The 16,258-nt window shown below is 72.6% G+C and carries 15 protein-coding genes; 8 read left to right on the top strand and 7 right to left on the bottom strand.

Annotated elements, in window-relative coordinates; translation table 11 throughout:
• Nucleotides 1-226: 226 nt before the first annotated feature.
• On the bottom strand, nucleotides 227-2,812 hold the full coding sequence (locus tag OG556_RS25065) for an FHA domain-containing protein (protein WP_371519524.1): 2,586 nt from the start codon (nucleotides 2,810-2,812) through the stop codon (nucleotides 227-229).
• 212 nt (nucleotides 2,813-3,024) lie between these two features.
• On the opposite strand from OG556_RS25065, the gene serB reads away from it, so the two are divergent.
• Entirely contained in the window at nucleotides 3,025-4,281 is a 1,257-nt protein-coding gene (serB, locus tag OG556_RS25060; RefSeq protein ID WP_371519521.1) for a phosphoserine phosphatase SerB, read from the top strand.
• A 160-nt stretch (nucleotides 4,282-4,441) separates the two neighbouring features.
• On the opposite strand, the gene OG556_RS25055 is transcribed toward serB, so the two are convergent.
• The 3 genes from OG556_RS25055 to OG556_RS25045 all read right to left on the bottom strand — a co-directional run bounded on the left by OG556_RS25055 (nucleotide 4,442) and on the right by OG556_RS25045 (nucleotide 6,609).
• Nucleotides 4,442-4,969, bottom strand: a complete 528-nt coding sequence (locus tag OG556_RS25055; RefSeq protein ID WP_371519520.1) for a histidine phosphatase family protein — start codon at nucleotides 4,967-4,969, stop codon at nucleotides 4,442-4,444.
• Between the two features lie 163 nt (nucleotides 4,970-5,132).
• Nucleotides 5,133-5,255, bottom strand: a complete 123-nt coding sequence (locus OG556_RS25050; RefSeq protein WP_279634939.1) for an SGM_5486 family transporter-associated protein — start codon at nucleotides 5,253-5,255, stop codon at nucleotides 5,133-5,135.
• Between the two features lie 67 nt (nucleotides 5,256-5,322).
• The gene (locus OG556_RS25045; RefSeq protein ID WP_371519517.1) at nucleotides 5,323-6,609 is read right to left on the bottom strand and encodes a CynX/NimT family MFS transporter; all 1,287 of its coding nucleotides are present in this window, start codon (nucleotides 6,607-6,609) and stop codon (nucleotides 5,323-5,325) included.
• Between the two features lie 135 nt (nucleotides 6,610-6,744).
• Between OG556_RS25045 and OG556_RS25040 the strand changes: the two genes are divergently transcribed.
• The gene (locus tag OG556_RS25040; RefSeq protein WP_371519514.1) at nucleotides 6,745-7,419 is read left to right on the top strand and encodes a FadR/GntR family transcriptional regulator; all 675 of its coding nucleotides are present in this window, start codon (nucleotides 6,745-6,747) and stop codon (nucleotides 7,417-7,419) included.
• A 99-nt stretch (nucleotides 7,420-7,518) separates the two neighbouring features.
• On the opposite strand, the gene fabI is transcribed toward OG556_RS25040, so the two are convergent.
• Nucleotides 7,519-8,286, bottom strand: coding sequence for an enoyl-ACP reductase FabI (gene fabI / locus OG556_RS25035; RefSeq protein ID WP_371519511.1), 768 nt, complete (start codon nucleotides 8,284-8,286; stop codon nucleotides 7,519-7,521).
• A gap of 2 nt (nucleotides 8,287-8,288) precedes the next feature.
• Nucleotides 8,289-9,008 carry a 3-oxoacyl-[acyl-carrier-protein] reductase gene (gene fabG, locus OG556_RS25030; RefSeq protein WP_350887665.1) on the bottom strand — a complete coding sequence of 240 codons (720 nt, stop codon included), beginning with the start codon at nucleotides 9,006-9,008 and terminating at the stop codon, nucleotides 8,289-8,291.
• 314 nt (nucleotides 9,009-9,322) lie between these two features.
• On the opposite strand from fabG, the gene OG556_RS25025 reads away from it, so the two are divergent.
• From OG556_RS25025 to OG556_RS25000, 6 genes are all read left to right on the top strand, one after another.
• Entirely contained in the window at nucleotides 9,323-10,468 is a 1,146-nt protein-coding gene (locus OG556_RS25025; RefSeq protein WP_371519508.1) for an MBL fold metallo-hydrolase, read from the top strand.
• A 127-nt stretch (nucleotides 10,469-10,595) separates the two neighbouring features.
• Entirely contained in the window at nucleotides 10,596-12,197 is a 1,602-nt protein-coding gene (locus OG556_RS25020) for a TldD/PmbA family protein (RefSeq protein WP_371519505.1), read from the top strand.
• Nucleotides 12,197-13,594 (top strand): metallopeptidase TldD-related protein, encoded by a 1,398-nt coding sequence (locus OG556_RS25015; RefSeq protein ID WP_371519503.1) that lies wholly within the window; start codon nucleotides 12,197-12,199, stop codon nucleotides 13,592-13,594. Before OG556_RS25020 ends, OG556_RS25015 begins: the two co-directional genes overlap by 1 nt.
• Nucleotides 13,595-13,626: 32 nt before the next feature.
• Entirely contained in the window at nucleotides 13,627-14,175 is a 549-nt protein-coding gene (locus tag OG556_RS25010; protein ID WP_371522871.1) for an RNA 2'-phosphotransferase, read from the top strand.
• Between the two features lie 170 nt (nucleotides 14,176-14,345).
• On the top strand, nucleotides 14,346-14,738 hold the full coding sequence (locus tag OG556_RS25005) for a DUF3099 domain-containing protein (protein WP_363618529.1): 393 nt from the start codon (nucleotides 14,346-14,348) through the stop codon (nucleotides 14,736-14,738).
• Between the two features lie 277 nt (nucleotides 14,739-15,015).
• On the top strand, nucleotides 15,016-15,243 hold the full coding sequence (locus OG556_RS25000; protein WP_371519500.1) for a hypothetical protein: 228 nt from the start codon (nucleotides 15,016-15,018) through the stop codon (nucleotides 15,241-15,243).
• 14 nt (nucleotides 15,244-15,257) lie between these two features.
• Here the strand turns inward: OG556_RS25000 and moaA are convergent, their stop codons facing one another.
• Nucleotides 15,258-16,247 carry a GTP 3',8-cyclase MoaA gene (gene moaA / locus OG556_RS24995; RefSeq protein WP_371519497.1) on the bottom strand — a complete coding sequence of 330 codons (990 nt, stop codon included), beginning with the start codon at nucleotides 16,245-16,247 and terminating at the stop codon, nucleotides 15,258-15,260.
• Between the last annotated feature and the right edge of the window lie 11 nt (nucleotides 16,248-16,258).

Below are 16,258 nucleotides of genomic sequence, written 5' to 3'. Positions count from 1 at the left end.
CTCCGGTGGTCGCTGGGCGTGCTGGGCATACCGCCAAACTACCGCCGCCGCGGGCGCCGCCGCGTCGGTCCGCGGCCGGGGTGGGCACAGGTCCGGGGACCTAGGTCCCGGGGCCCGCGCAACGGCCGAGGGGCGGCTCTCCGGTGACGGGAGAGCCGCCCCTCGGCGGGCGGGACGAAAGCGGGCGGGACGAAGGCGGGGGGACGAAGGCGGGGGGCGGAGGGGGTCAGCCCTTCTGCATGACCTCGGGCTCGTGGCGGCGCTGGAGCCGGGTGACGATGACGCCGATGACGATCGAGATCGCGATCAGCGCGCCCGCGTCGATCGCCCACTGGGCGACGCTGGCCGTCCACAGCGGGTCGTACTGGGGGTTCTCGAAGTCCTTGTTCCAGGGGCCCATGAGCTTGGACAGGTCCAGTGTGGTGGCCACGATGCCGGTGCCCCAGCGGGCCGGCATCAGCCAGGCGGCCTGCTCCAGGCCGGGCTTGCCGAAGAGCTGGAACAGGCAGCCGGTGAAGACGACCTGGATGATGGCGAACATGACCAGCAGCGGCATGGTCTTCTCGGCGGTCTTGACCAGGGCCGAGATCATCAGGCCGAACATCATCGCGGTGAAGCTGAGCAGGATCATGCCGATGGTCATCTCGATGATCGGCAGGTCCTTGACGATCAGGCCGTGCTCGGGGAGCTTGCGCGGCAGGAAGCCGACCGCGGCGACGATGGCGCCCTGGATCACGCTGAAGAAGCCCAGCACGATGATCTTGGACATCATGTACGCCGAGCGGGAGAGCCCGGTGGCCCGTTCCCGTTCGTAGATGGCCCGTTCCTTGATCAGTTCGCGGACCGAGTTGGCCGCTCCGGAGAAGCAGGCTCCGATCGCCAGGATCATGATGATCGTCGCGGCCCCGCTGTTGAGGTGGAGCTGCGTGTTCGGATTGGGCGCGAGGCCCGCCCCGTTGGGGACCAGCACGCTGACCGCGCCGATGACGGCGGGCAGCAGCACCGACAGCGCCAGGAAGCCGCGGTCCGAGGCGAGGACCGACATGTAGCGGCGCATCAGCGTCCACAGCTGGGAGCCCCAGCTCTGCGGCTTCGGCGGCCGGACGGCCTCCTGGGCGACCTGGGCGTGCTGCACCTCGCCCGACTCCACGTCGGGGGCGGAGTACTGCTGGTGGTGCACCGAGCCGCGGTAGCGGCCGGCCCAGTCGTGGTCCGGGTAGTTCTCGAAGGCCTGGAAGACGTCCGCCCAGGTCTCGTACCCGAAGAAGTGCAGCGCCTCGTCCGGCGGGCCGAAGTAGGCCACCGCGCCGCCCGGCGCCATCACCAGCAGCCGGTCGCAGAGCGCGAGTTCGGCCACCGAGTGGGTGACGACCAGGATGGTGCGGCCGTCGTCGGCGAGACCGCGCAGCATCTGCATGACCTCGCGGTCCATGCCCGGATCGAGGCCCGAGGTGGGCTCGTCCAGGAAGATCAGCGACGGCTTGGTGAGCAGTTCCAGGGCGACCGAGACGCGCTTCTGCTGGCCGCCGGAGAGCGCGGTGATCTTGTTGTCGGCGCGCTTGTCCAGGCGCAGCTCGTACAGCACCTCGTCGATCCGGGCCGCGCGCTCGCGCGCCTCGGTGTCGCCGGGGAAGCGCAGTTGGGCCGCGTACTTGAGGCCGGTGCGGACGGTGAGTTCCTTGTGCAGGATCTCGGACTGCGGCACCAGGCCGATGCGCGAGCGGAGTTCGGCGAACTGCTTGTAGAGGTTGCGGCCGTCGTACAGGACCTCGCCGCGGTCGGCCGGGCGGTAGCCGGTGAGGGCGCGCAGCAGGGTCGACTTGCCGGAGCCGGACGGGCCGATGACGGCGACCAGGGACTTCTCCGGGACGCCGAAGCTGACGTCGTCGAGCAGGATCTTCTTGGCGCCCTTGTGCTCGACCTCGACGGTCAGGTGACGGGCGGAGAAGGAGACCGCGCCGGTGTCGACGAACTCCTGCAGCTGGTCGCCGACCAGGACGAAGCTGGAGTGGCCGACGGTCAGCCGGTCCTGCGGGCCCATCAGCTGGCGCTGCACCCGCTGGCCGTTGAGGAAGATCCCGTTGTGGCTGCCGAGGTCGACGATCTCGTAGCGGCCGTCCTGGAGCTGGCGCAGCTCGGCGTGGTGGCGGGAGACCTGGAGGTCGGAGACCACGACGTCGTTGTCGAGCGCGCGGCCGATCCGGACGGTGCGCATGGCGGCGGTCAGGTTGCGGATGATCGTCGGCTGCGGGCCGTCGCCGTCCTGCGGGGCGGGCGGGAAGGCCTGCTGCTGCGGGAAGCCGCCCTGCTGGGGCTGGGGCGGGTGCGGGTGCTGCTGCTGCGGGAACGGCGGCTGGGGCCGGCCCGCCCAGGCCTGTTCGGGCTGCGGCGGGTAGGGGGCCTGCGGCGACCAGCCCTGCTGCGGGGCCGGCGGCTGGGGCGTCGGCGCGGCGCTGCGGCTGGTGGCGGCCTCGTGCCAGGCGGGAGCCTGCGGGGCGGCGGCGTGCGGGGCGGCGTGGGCGGGCGCGGAGAAGCCGAGCCGGGGTCCGTTCTCCGGGTTGCCGAGGTTGACGACGGCGCCGGGGAACAGCTGGGCCTGCATCGTCCGGGCACCGGCCGTGTAGGTGCCGTTGGTGCTGCCGTGGTCGTCCAGCTGCCAGCCGCTGCCGTTGAAGGTGATGGTCCCGTGGTTCCAGGAGACCCTGGCGTCGTCGAACGTGAAGTCCGACTGCGGGTTGCGCCCGATGGTGTAGGACCGCCCGGGCTCCAGAATCCGCTGCTGTCCGTTGATATCGATGACGAGTTGCGGCACTGCGCGCCTGCCCCGCTCTCTCGGTTCCCCCGAATTGTGCCCCCGACCAGGGGTGCGATGTTTCCGAAACTGACGGGGGGAATCATTCCAGCCTGCTGACCGCCGATAAAAGTCACCCCGGGTGACTGTGACCAGGCTGCTACCCGGCACCCGTCCGCGACGTGGGACGGGTGCTCTGGGCCCGCCGGCCGGCGGGTAGCGTGGGAGACACCATGAACGCATCGCCCCTGGCCGCTGAGCCCCTCCCCGCCGCCCAGCCCCGGACCGCGGACGAGCGCACCCTGCTCGTCAAGGTGTTCGGCAAGGACCGCCCCGGCATCACCGCCGGCCTCTTCGCCACCCTGGCCGGCTTCGCCGTCGACGTGATCGACATCGAACAGGTCGTGACCCGTGGCCGCATCACGCTCTGCGCACTGGTCACCCCGCCCACCGCTCCCGGCGCCGAGGGCGGACTGCGGGCCACCGTGCACCGCTGGGCGGAGGAGCAGAAGCTCCAGGCCGAGATCCTCTCCGGCATCGGCGACAACCGGCCGCGCCGCGAGGGCCGTTCGCACGTCACAGTGCTCGGCAATCCGCTGACCTCCGCCGCCGTCTCCGCGCTCACCTCCCGGATCACCGCGGCGGGCGGCAACATCGACCGTGTGTTCCGGCTCGCCAAGTACCCGGTGACGGCGGTCGAACTGGCCGTGTCCGGTGTGGCCACCGACGAGCTGCGGGCCGAACTGGCCCAGGAGGCGGCCACCCAGCGGGTGGACGTCGCGGTGGTCGCGGCCGGGCTGGAGCGCCGGGCCAAGCGCCTGGTCGTGATGGACGTCGACTCCACGCTCATCCAGGACGAGGTGATCGAGCTGTTCGCGGCCCACGCGGGCTGCGAGGAGGAGGTCGCCGAGGTGACGGCGCAGGCGATGCGCGGCGAGCTGGACTTCGCCGAGTCGCTGCGGGCCCGGGTCGCGCTGCTGGCCGGGCTGGACGCCTCGGTGACCGAGAAGGTGCGCGCGGAGGTCCGTTTCACGCCGGGGGCGCGCACCCTGATCCGCACGCTCCAGCGGCTGGGCTACCAGGTCGCGGTGGTGTCGGGCGGGTTCACCCAGGTCACCGACCACCTGGTCGAGGAGCTGGGGCTGGACTTCGCGGCCGCCAACACCCTGGAGGTGGTGGACGGAAAGTTCACCGGCCGGGTGGTCGGCGAGATCGTGGACCGCGCGGGCAAGGCCCGCTGGCTGGCCCGGTTCGCCGAGCAGGCGAAGGTGCCGCTGTCGCAGACGGTGGCGATCGGCGACGGCGCCAACGACCTGGACATGCTGAACGCGGCCGGGCTGGGCGTGGCGTTCAACGCCAAGCCGGTGGTGCGCGAGGCCGCCGACACCGCCGTCAACGTGCCGTTCCTGGACACCGTGCTGTACCTGCTGGGCATCACCCGGGAGGAGGTCGAGGCGGCCGACGCGGTGGACGGCAGCCTGACCGAGTAGAGCCTGAAGACGCACGAGAGGGGCGCGCGGACCTGGTCCGCGCGCCCCTCGTCGTCATCGAAACCCGGAGCCCGAAACCCGGAGCCCGAACCCGGGAAGTCTGGAGCCCGGGAAGTCTGGAGCCCGGAAGCCCGTACCGAACCCGGAGCTCCGGACGGGGTCAGTCCTGCGGCGTGTGGTACGAGACCAGCGCGGCCACGCCCGGCTCGACGCCCTTCCACGAACCGCTGAAGCTGAGCACCGCGATCGCCGCCGTCGGGAAACCGCCGAGCCGCAGCCGCTCCAACGCGTCCCGGTCGCCAGCGTCCCCGGCCAGCACCTGGGTCAGGCCCAGCACGCCGGGATTGTGCCCGACCAGCACCACGTCCGCGTACTCCTCCGGGGTCTCCTGGAGGACGGCGATGATCTCACCGGGGCTGGCCTCGTAGATCCGCTCCTCGTACACGGTCTTGCGGGCCCGCTTCGGCAGCTCGTGCGCCGCCAGCTTCCACGTCTCGCGGGTGCGCAGCGCGGTGGAGCAGAGCACGTACTCGGGGTTGATGCCGGAGTCGACCAGCCAGCGGCCGGCGTCCGGGGCCTGGTGACGGCCCCGGTCGGCCAACGGGCGCTCATGGTCGTCCACGCCGTTGGGCCAGTCGGCCTTGGCATGGCGGAGAACGATGATCCTGCGGGACGTGTCGGCGCTCATACCCAGCAAGCTTGGCAGAAAAGCCGCTCCGGGGCGCGGTGCTCCCGGATGCCGCCACTCGCAGGGGTGGCGGGTGTCATCATCCGCCGTTCGTCCGGCCTTCCGATAAACGGGGGCGGCCGGTGAACGGCGCCGCTACGCGCGGGGGGGGGGATGGGCCGGATCAGCCTATGGCAGCGGCGACGGAGGCGATGATCGCCACCAGCACCACGATGCCGGCGATCGCCAGGGCGATCTGGCCGAGCTGCTTGCGGCCGTCGGTCGGGTTGGGATCGAGAACGGGCATGTCCGGGATTCTTCCACCCCGAACACGCCCGTCGGTCACCGACCCCTCGGGGTTGGCCGTCCCTTGGTCAGGCCTTGACCTGCGCCACGGGGTGGACCGCCTCGTCCTCGATGTGCCGGGCCATCGCGGCCCGCAGGCCGAACAGCATCTGCGGCACCAGCAGCAGCGCCAGGAAGCCCAGCGGGCCGTACCACTCGCCGGTCATCTGGTAGATCCGGCCGATCAGGATCGGGCCGGGGATGGAGATCAGGTAGCCGACGCCCTGGGCGAAGGCGGAGAGCTGGGCGACCCCGCCGGCGGTGCGGGCGCGCAGCCCGATCATCGTCAGCACCAGCGGGAAGGCGCAGTTGGACAGGCCCACCAGGACCGCCCAGAGCCACGACGCACCGGCCGGGGCCAGCGCCAGCCCGGCGTAACCGGCGATGCCGCAGGCGGCCAGCACGACGACGAACAGCCGCTGGTCGCCGCGGCGGGCGGCCAGGTTGGGCAGCACGAAGGAGACCGGCACGCCGATCACCATGGTCACCGCGAGCAGCACCCCGGAGGTGCCCTTGTCGACGCCGGCGTCCTGGAAGATCTTCGGCAGCCAGCCCATCACCACGTAGGCGCCGGTGGCCTGGAGGCCGAAGAAGCAGGCCATCGCCCAGGCCGTCCGGCTGCGGGTGATCGGCAGCTTGGCGGCGGCCGCCCCGCCCGCGCGCTCGCCGCGCTCGCGCTTGGTCAGCAGCACCGGGAGCCAGAGCAGCAGGGCCAGCGCGGCGAGACCGGCCCAGACGCCCAGGCCGTAGCGCCAGTCGCCGCCGAGCGCGCTGGTCATCGGCACGGTGACGGCGGCGGCCAGCGCGGTGCCGGCCGACAGCGCCATCGAGTACAGGCCGATCATCGGACCGACCTTGTCCGGGAAGTAGCGCTTGATCACCACCGGGATCAGCACGTTGGAGACCGCCACACCGGCCAGCGCGAGCGCCGTCAGCAGCAGGAACACCGCGGTGCCGCCGGCGAAGGAGCGGGAGAGCACGCCCAGGGTGATCGCGCCCATGCCGGCGGTGATCACGGCGATCGGGCCGATCCGCCGGGCCATCGAGGGCGCGGCGAAGCCGAACAGACCGAAGCAGAGCGACGGGACGGCGGTGAGCAGCCCGGCGAGCGTCGGGTTCATCCCGAGGTCGGCGCGGACCTGGTCGAGCAGCGGCCCGAGGCTGGTGACCACGGGGCGCAGGTTGAAGGCGGCGGCGGCGATCGCGACGGCGAACAGCCAGCCCAGGTACTTGCCGGAGGAGGGCGTGGAGGGCCGCTCGGTCTGCGGCCGGGCCTCGGTTCGTGGGGAGGCGGTGGTGTCTGCTGCGGGAGGCATGGGCACCATCATAGAATGATGGGATGAATCGGCGCACCTTCGAATTGGCATGATGTGCCGACCCGCTCCCCCACCGGACGCCGGCCCTCCCACCCGCCGGCCCCGTCCATCGAACCGTAGCCGCAAGGAGTACCCGTGGCGCTGTCCTCGCCGAGGCGCACCCCGCTGTCCGACCAGGTGATCGCGCAGCTGCGCGCCCAGATCACCTCCGGGGAGTGGCCCGTCGGCTCACGCATCCCCACCGAGGCCGCACTCGTCGAACAGCTCGGCGTCGCCCGCAACACCGTCCGCGAGGCCGTCCGCGCCCTCGCCCACAACGGGCTGCTCGACATCCGCCAGGGCTCCGGCACCTACGTGCTCGCCACCAGCGAGCTGGCCGGGGTCATGCACCGCCGCTTCGCCGACGCCGACCAGGCGCAGGTCGCCGAGCTGCGGGCCGCCCTGGAGACCTCCGCGGCCGGCCTCGCCGCGGCCCGCCGCACCGACCGCGACCTCGGCCTGCTGGACGCCGCGCTGGGCCGCCGCGAGAGCGCCTGGCACTCCGGCGACGCCGAGGACTTCATCCAGGCCGACGCCGCGTTCCACCAGGCCGTCGTCGCCGCCGCCCACAACGACGTGCTGGCCGCCGTCTACGCCGACCTCGGCGAGGTCACCCGCGCCCACCTGCGGCACGACGTCGGCCCCGAGCTGGTCGCCGAGCGCTACATCGGCCACGCCACCATCCTCGACGCCATCCGGGCCGGCGACGCCCAGCGCGCCTCCGTCGAGGCGGGCCGCGCCATCGGCGCGTGCACCCCCGCCGACGCCTGAGGCGCCCCGGAAAGCCCAGGAAAGCCCCGGAACGTCCTGGAACGCCACTGCCCGGCACCCCCCACGAGGGGCGCCGGGCAGCGGTGTGCGGCGGAGCGGTCAGGCGCCGATGGCGTGCAGGCCGCCGTCGACGTGGATGATCTCGCCGGTGGTCTTCGGGAACCAGTCCGACAGCAGCGCGACGATGCCGCGGCCGGCCGGCTCCGGGTCGGTCAGGTCCCACTTCAGCGGGGAGCGGTGGTTCCAGGTGTCCGCCAGGTCGCCGAAGCCCGGGATGGACTTGGCGGCCATCGAGCCGAGCGGGCCGGCCGAGATCAGGTTGCAGCGGATGTCCCGCTCGCCCAGGTAGCGCGCCAGGTAGCGGTTGGTCGACTCCAGGGCGGCCTTGGCCGGGCCCATCCAGTCGTACTGCGGCCAGGCGAACTGCGCGTCGAAGGTGAGGCCGACGACCGAGCCGCCGTCCTGCATCAGCGGCAGCAGCGCCATGGTCAGCGACTTCAGCGAGAAGGCCGAGACGTTCATCGCGGTGGCCACGGACTCCCAGGGGGTGTCCAGGAAGTTGCCGCCCAGGGCGTCCTGCGGGGCGAAGCCGATCGAGTGGACGATGCCGTCCAGGGTCGGCAGGTGCTCGCGGACCGTGTCGGCGATGCCCGCCAGCTCCTCCGCGCTGGAGACGTCCAGCGGCAGCACGGTGACCGGCTTCGGCAGCTTCTTGGCGATCCGCTCGGTCAGGCTCGGGCGCGGGAACGCGGTGAGGATGATCTCCGCACCCTGCTCCTGGGCGAGCTTGGCGGCGTGGAAGGCGATGGAGGACTCCATCAGCACACCCGTGATCAGGATGCGCTTGCCCTCGAGGATTCCAGTCATGCTCAGTGACCCATGCCCAATCCGCCGTCCACGGGAATGACGGCTCCGGTGATGTACGCGGCCTCGTCCGAACCGAGGAACCGCACGGTGGACGCGACCTCGGCGGGCGACGCGTAGCGGCCCAGCGGCACGCCCGAGACGATCTCCGCGCGGCGCTCGTCGCTGAGCACAGCGGTCATGTCGGTGTCGACGAAGCCGGGGGCGACCACGTTGACGGTGATGTTGCGCGGGCCCAGCTCACGCGCCAGCGACCGGGCGAAGCCGACCAGGCCCGCCTTGGACGCGGCGTAGTTCGACTGGCCCGGCGAACCGGACAGGCCCACCACGGACGAGATCAGCACGACACGGCCCTTGCGGGCCCGCATCATCAGCTTCGAGGCGCGCTTGACCACCCGGAAGGCACCGGTCAGGTTGGTGTCCAGGACGGAGGTGAAGTCCTCCTCGGACATGCGCAGCAGCAGGGTGTCGTTGGTGATGCCCGCGTTGGCGACCAGCACCTGGACCGCGCCGTGCTTCTCCTCGATCTCGGTGAAGGCGGCGTCGACCTGCGCGGCGTCCGTGATGTCGCAGCGCACCGCGAGGACGTCGTACTTCTCCAGGGCCTCGGGCACCTCGCCCGAGCGGCTGGTGATGGCGACCTTGTCACCCGCCTCGGCGAAGGCCTGGGCGATCGCGAGGCCGATGCCCCGGTTTCCTCCGGTGACGAGAACCGAGCGGCTCAACGATCCACCTCTCTCCGTGTGTGCGGACGTACGTCGGAACGCGTACGCAGTGTGACGCTATCGGGCGGTCGGCGGTGTCGGCGCATCGGGCTCCCACAGCGCCGCACCGGAGGAACTGTCGCAATCCGACAATCCGCACCCGCAGCGCCCCGCACCTGCTCAGCCGCCCCGACCGAACCGCCGCCGGAGCCGAGCCGACGCCGCCGTACGGGAACAACACGGCCCCGCGCACCCGTTGCCCCCGTGGTGTGGGCCGACCCGGGACCGGCCGTACCGATCCCCGAAGGGTCCCGCGAGGAACGAAGGCAGGGCGCATGACCAAGGCACGGCCCAGGAGCACCCACCGAAACGGACGGCTGCTGGCCCTGACCGCCCTCGCGGCCGGCCTGGGAGCGGCCGCCTGGTCGCTGCGCGACCTGCCGGCGGCGTTCGGCCGGCGGCCGGACGGCGAGCACGAGGAGCGGGTGCGCGACTCGCCGCAGTACCGCGACGGCGTCTTCCACAACGCCCCCTCCACCCTGGCCCGGGCCACCACCGCCCCGGACATCGACCGCGGCACCGTCCGCCGGATGCTGTTCGACCGCGAGGGCCGCGTCCCCGCCCACCCCGTGCCCACCGTCCGCCCCGCCGGCGGCCCCGGCCCGGCCGCCGAGGGCGTGGCGATCACCTGGTACGGGCACGCCTCCGCGCTGGTGGAGATCGAGGGCTCCCGGGTGCTGCTCGACCCGATCTGGAGCGAGCGCTGCTCCCCCGCCGCGCACGTCGGCCCCAAGCGACTGCACCCGGTGCCGGTGGAACTGGAGGAGCTGCCGCAGGTCGACGCCGTGCTGATCTCGCACGACCACTACGACCACCTGGACATGGCGACGGTCAAGCGCCTGGTGCGCAGCCAGTCCGCGCCGTTCGCGGTGCCGCTGGGCATCGGCGGCCACCTGCGCCGCTGGGGCGTCCCGGAGCACCGCATCATCGAGCTGGACTGGGACGAGACCTGCACCCTCGGCGACCTGGTGCTCACCCTCACCTCGGCGCACCACTTCTCCGGCCGCGGCCTGACCCGCAACACCACCCTGTGGGGCTCCTGGGTGATCGCCGGCCCCGACCGCAAGGTCTTCTACACCGGTGACTCCGGCTACTTCGAGGGCTACGCCCGGATCGGCGACCGGCACGGCCCCTTCGACGCCGCGCTGGTGCAGATCGGCGCCTACGACGCCGCCTGGGCCGACATCCACATGACCCCCGAGGACGCCGTGCGCGCCCACCGCGACCTCCAGGCGGGCCTGCTGGTGCCGGTGCACTGGTGCACCTTCAACCTGGGCCTGCACCCGTGGGCCGAGCCGATCGAGCGACTGCTGGTCGAGGCCAAGGCGCAGGCCGTCCCGCTGGCCGTGCCGCGCCCCGGCGAGCGGGTCGACGTGGACAACCCGCCGGAGCTGGACGGCTGGTGGGAGATCGTCGGCTGACCGACCGGCCACCACGGCGGCGCACCGGTCGAAATGCGCTGGCCGAAACCCCCTGGACCGGCCATGATGCGGTGCGGGCGCCCCTGTGCGGCGCCGCACCGCCACCCTCCGCGACCAGGGAGCACGATTGCCTCCGATCCCTCCGGCCGACAGCGTCGGCGCCCCGCACGGGCGCGCCGTCGACCCGCTGTTCCTCGCCTTCCCGCTGCGCACCCTCGCCGACGCCGCCCTCACCCGGGCGCGCGAACTCGGCGCCGCCCACGCCGACTTCCGTCTGGAGCGGGTCCGCAGCGCCTCCTGGCGGCTGCGCGACGCCCGCCCGGCCGGCACCTCCGACAGCGTGCAACTCGGCTTCGCCGTCCGGGTCCTGCTGGACGGCGCCTGGGGCTTCGCCGCCGGGGTGGACCTCACCACCGACGCGGCGGCGCGGGTCGCCGAACAGGCCGTCGCGGTGGCCCGGCTGTCCGGCGGGATCAGCCGGGCCGCCGGCTCCGCCGAGCGGGTCGAGCTGGCCGACGAGCCGGTGTACCGGGACGCCACCTGGGTCTCCTCGTACGAGGTGAACCCCTTCGAGGTGCCGGACGCGGAGAAGACCGCGCTGCTCGCCGAGTGGAGTTCGCGGCTGCTGGCCGCCGAGGGCGTCTCGCACGTCCAGGCGAGCCTGCTGACCGTCCAGGAGAACAAGTTCTACGCGGACACCGCGGGCACCGTCACCACCCAGCAGCGGATCCGGCTGCACCCCACGCTGGAGGCCACCTCGGTGGACGAGCGCACCGGGGCCTTCGACTCGATGCGCACGCTGGCCCCGCCGGTCGGGCGCGGCTTCGAGTACCTCACGGGGGGCCGGGGGGCGGCCACCGACGGCCGGGGCCCGGCCGCAACGGGCTGGGACTGGGACGCCGAACTCGCCGAACTGCCCACCCTGCTGGCCGAGAAGATGAAGGCGCCGAGCGTCCGGGCCGGCCGCTACGACCTGGTCATCGACCCGTCCAACCTCTGGCTGACCATCCACGAGTCGATCGGCCACGCCACCGAGCTGGACCGCGCCCTCGGCTACGAGGCCGCCTACGCCGGCACCTCCTTCGCCACCTTCGACCAGCTCGGCTCGCTCAGGTACGGCTCCGAACTGATGCACGTCACCGGCGACCGCACCGCCGAGCACGGCCTGTCCACGATCGGCTACGACGACGAGGGCGTCGCCACCCAGTCCTGGGACCTGGTCAAGGACGGCACCCTGGTCGGCTACCAACTCGACCGCGGCATGGCCAAGCTGAAGGGCTTCGAGCGCTCCAACGGCTGCGCCTTCGCGGACTCCCCGGCGCACGTGCCGGTGCAGCGGATGGCCAACGTCTCGCTCCAGCCCGCCGCCGACGGCCCGGACACCGAGGGCCTGTTCGCCGGGGTGGAGAACGGCCTGTACATCGTCGGCGACCGCTCCTGGTCGATCGACATGCAGCGCTACAACTTCCAGTTCACCGGCCAGCGCGCCTACGCCATCAGGAACGGCGAACTCGCCGGCCAGGTCAAGGACTTCGCCTACCAGGCGACCACCACCGACTTCTGGGGCTCGATGACGGCGGTCGGCGGCCCGCAGACCTACGTCCTCGGCGGCGCCTTCAACTGCGGCAAGGCGCAGCCCGGCCAGATCGCGGCGGTCAGCCACGGCTGCCCGTCGGCGCTGTTCCGCAACGTCAACGTGCTCAACACCCAGCAGGAGGCGGGTCACTGATGACCGCGATGCAGCCCCACGAACTGGTCGAGCTGGCACTCGGCCTCGCCCGCGCCGACGGCTGCGTGGTGATCGCCGACGAGGAGTCCACCGCCAACCTGCGCTGGGCCGGCAACTCGCTGACCACCAACGGCGTCACCCGCGGCCGCCGCCTCACCGTGATCGCCACCGTGGCCGGGGCCGAGGGCACCGCCTCCGGCGTGGTCTCCCGCGAGGCCGTCGCCCCGGACGAGGTGGAGGGCCTGGTCCGCGCCGCCGAGGAGGCCGCCCGCGCGGCCGGCCCGGCCGAGGACGCCCAGCCGCTGGTGGCCGACCGGCCGTCCTCCCCGGACTTCACCCGGCCGCCCGCCGAGACCTCGATCGCGGTGTTCGACGCCTTCGGCCCGGCCCTCGGCGAGGCCTTCGCCCGGGCCGCCGCGCAGGGCGAACTGCTGTACGGCTTCGCCCGGCACGAGGTGGTCAGCAGCTACCTGGGCACCTCCACCGGCCTGCGGCTGCGCCACGACCAGCCGACCGGCATGGTCGAGATCAACGCCAAGACCGCCGACCTGTCCGGCTCCGCCTGGGCCGGCGCCGCCACCCGGGACTTCTCCGACGTGGACGTCACCGCCCTGCACACCGAGCTGACCAAGCGCCTCGGCTGGGGCGCCCGCAAGGTGGACCTGCCCGCCGGCCGGTACGAGACGCTGCTGCCGCCCTCGGCCGTCGCCGACCTGATGCTCTGCCTCGCCTGGTCCGCCGTCGGCCGCGACGCCCACGAGGGCCGCACCGTCTTCTCCAAGCCCGGCGGCGGCACCCGGATCGGCGACAAGCTCGCCGGGCTGCCGCTGACGCTGCGCACGGACCCGGCCGAACCCGGCCTGGAGTCGGTGCCGTTCGTCCTCGCGCACTCGACCGGCGGGGACGTCTCGGTCTTCGACAACGGCCTGCCGATCGACGCCACCGAGTGGATCCGCGAGGGTGTGCTGACCGACCTGGTCACCAGCCGCCACTCCGCCGGCCTCACCGGCCTGCCGCTGCGCCCGTTCGGCGACAACCTGGTGCTGGAGACGGCCGGCCAGGACACCGCGCCGACCCTGGACGAGATGATCGCCCGCACCGAGCGCGGCCTGCTGCTCACCTGCCTCTGGTACATCCGCGAGGTGGACCCGGCGACGATGCTGCTCACCGGTCTGACCAGGGACGGCGTCTACCTGGTCGAGAACGGCGAGGTCGTCGGCGCGGTCAACAACTTCCGGTTCAACGAGTCCCCGGTGGACCTGCTGGACCGGATCACCGAGGCGGGCCGCACCGAGCGCTGCCTGCCCCGCGAGTGGAGCGACTACTTCACCCGCACCGCGATGCCACCCGTGCGTGTCGCGGACTTCAACATGAGTTCGGTCAGCCAGGCCTCATAGCCACTGACCAACGGGGGGATACGAGAGACATGATGGACGAGAAGCGGCTGGTCAAGACGAGCAAGATGCTGTCGCGCATCCTGCGGCACGAACCGGAGCGGGTGGGCGTCACGCTGGACGAGTCCGGCTGGATCCGGATCGACGTGCTCCTCACCGCCCTCGCGGCCGAGGGCAACCGGCTGACCAGGGCCGATCTGGACCACGTGGTGGCGACCAACAACAAGCGCCGCTTCGGCTACTCCGCGGACGGTCTCTCGATCCGCGCCAACCAGGGCCACACGGTGGCGGTCGACCTCGGCCTGGCCGCCACCGTGCCGCCCCCGGTGCTCTACCACGGCACCGCCGACCGCCACCTGGCGTCGATCTTCCGGGAGGGCCTGCGCCCGATGGCCCGGCAGGACGTCCACCTGTCCGCGGACACCGAGACCGCGGTGCGGGTCGGCGCCCGGCACGGCCGCCCGGTGGTGCTCACCGTGAACGCGGCCGCGATGGCGGCGGCCGGCCACGAGTTCCGGATCAGCGACAACGGCGTCTGGCTCACCGACGCCGTCCCGCCGCAGTTCCTCTCCCGGCGGTCGTGAGGCCCCTCGCCCCGCCGTCCCGATTGCCCGTCCCGATCGGCCGGACAGTCCCTTCGCACGCCCGACCGGGTGGGTCCGCCCCACCCGGTCTCGTCGTCCCCGCTGCCCAGGCGTACCGTGAGGAGGCCGCGCGGCGAGTCGCGCGGGAGCGTGGACGAGGGCGGTACGACATGGGCAAGAGCGCTGACGGTGGGCAGGTCCACCGGATCACGGGAGCGCGGAGCAGCCTCACCGAGGACGTCCGCGGGCGGCAGCGCCGCTACGTGGTCTCGATGCTGCTCCGTACGGTCTGCGTGCTGCTCGCCGTGGTGCTGTGGGACGTCCAGCGGTGGCTGGCGTTCGCGGCGCTGGCCGGCGCCGTGCTGCTGCCGTACTTCGCCGTCCTGATCGCCAACGCGGGCCGGGAGCGCGCGCCGGGGCTGCCGAGCACCTTCGACATCCCGCTGGACACCCCGCTGATGCTCGGCCCCGGTGGGACGGGCGGGCGGGGTGGGGCGGACGGGGCCCCCGGTACAGGAGGGGCAAAGACCGCTGCCACCGATCCTTCACAGGGCCCGAACTGACCGTCCGTTTCGAGACGTTTCGAGAAAATCTGGCTCGAAGAAAGCTCAGAAGAAGCTCAGATTAATCATGCAAGACCTCCCCATCCGAGGCCCCTGGCGTGACATACTGCGTACGCGCTCCGCATCCCCCGTCGGAGCGACGGACCGACGCCGGGCGGCTCCCCCCGTGGCTGCCCGGCGTCGCCATGCCCGGATCCGGGCGGGCTCGCTCCGGGCCGCGCGGAACGCGTGAAACACTGGCGGTGCAGACCACCCGCCTAGTGCTGAGGACGACCCGATGGACACCCCGCAGACGCCGATCTGCTCCGCCAAGGGCTGCCGGGCGGAAGCCCGTTGGGTGCTGGTGTGGAACAACCCCAAGCTGCACACCCCGGACCGCCGCAAGACCTGGCTCGCCTGCGACGAGCACCGCGAGCACCTGTCCCAGTTCCTCGGCGTGCGCGGCTTCCTCAAGGAGGTCGTCGCCTTCGCCGACTGGACCCCGGAGACGTCCGAGTCGTCCTGACCTCGCGAGGCCCGCTAGCCGCCGATCGCCGACATCGGCCGCTCGGGCTGGTGGAACTCCGGGTCGTCGATCCCGGCGCCGGCCTTCTTGCCCCACATCGCCGCCCGCCACAGCGCGCCAAGCTCGGCGTCGTCCGCGCCCGAGCGCAGGGCGGCGCGCAGGTCCGTCTCCCCGGTCGCGAACAGGCAGTTGCGCACCTGCCCGTCGGCGGTCAGCCGGGTCCGGTCGCAGGCCCGGCAGAACGGGCGGGTGACGGAGGCGATCACGCCGACCCGGGCCGGGCCGCCGTCCACCAGCCAGCGTTCGGCGGGCGCCGCGCCCCGGCGGGCGGACGGCTCCGGGGTGAGCGCGAACCGCGCGCCGAGCAGGTCGAGGATCTCCTCGGCGGTGACCATCGCGGAGCGGTCCCAGCCGTGCTGGGCGTCCAGCGGCATCTGCTCGATGAAGCGCAGCTCGTAGCCGTGCTCCAGGCACCAGGCCAGCAGGTCGGCAGCCTCGTGGTCGTTGACCCCGCGCATCAGCACCGCGTTCAGCTTGACCGGTGTCAGCCCGGCGGCCTCGGCGGCGGCCAGCCCGGCCAGCACGTCCTGGTGGCGGTGGCGGCGGGTGAGGGTGTGGAAGACCTCGGGGTCGAGGGTGTCCAGCGAGACGTTGACCCGGTCGAGCCCGGCCTCGCGCAGCGCCGTCGCGGTGCGGGCCAGCCCGATGCCGTTGGTGGTGAGGGACAGCTCGGGGCGCGGCTCCAGCTCCGAGCAGGCGGCGACGATGGCGACCAGGCCGGGGCGCAGCAACGGCTCGCCGCCGGTGAAGCGGACCTCCCGGACGCCCAGGTCGCGCACCGCGAGGGTGACCAGCCGGACGATCTCCTCGTCGGTCAGCAACTCCGGCTTGGCCAGCCAGCTCAGGCCCTCCTCCGGCATGCAGTAGGTGCAACGGAGGTTGCACCGGTCGGTCAGGGATACCCGCAGGTCGACGGCCTGGCGTCCGAAGGTGTCGAGCAGCACGTGCGTCCCTT

Source organism: Kitasatospora sp. NBC_01300 (assembly GCF_041435235.1).
In the GTDB taxonomy this organism is placed as follows: Bacteria; Actinomycetota; Actinomycetes; order Streptomycetales; family Streptomycetaceae; genus Kitasatospora.
The sequence above is the reverse complement of the archived record's forward strand: the minus strand, read 5'-3'. Positions and strand labels throughout refer to the sequence as shown.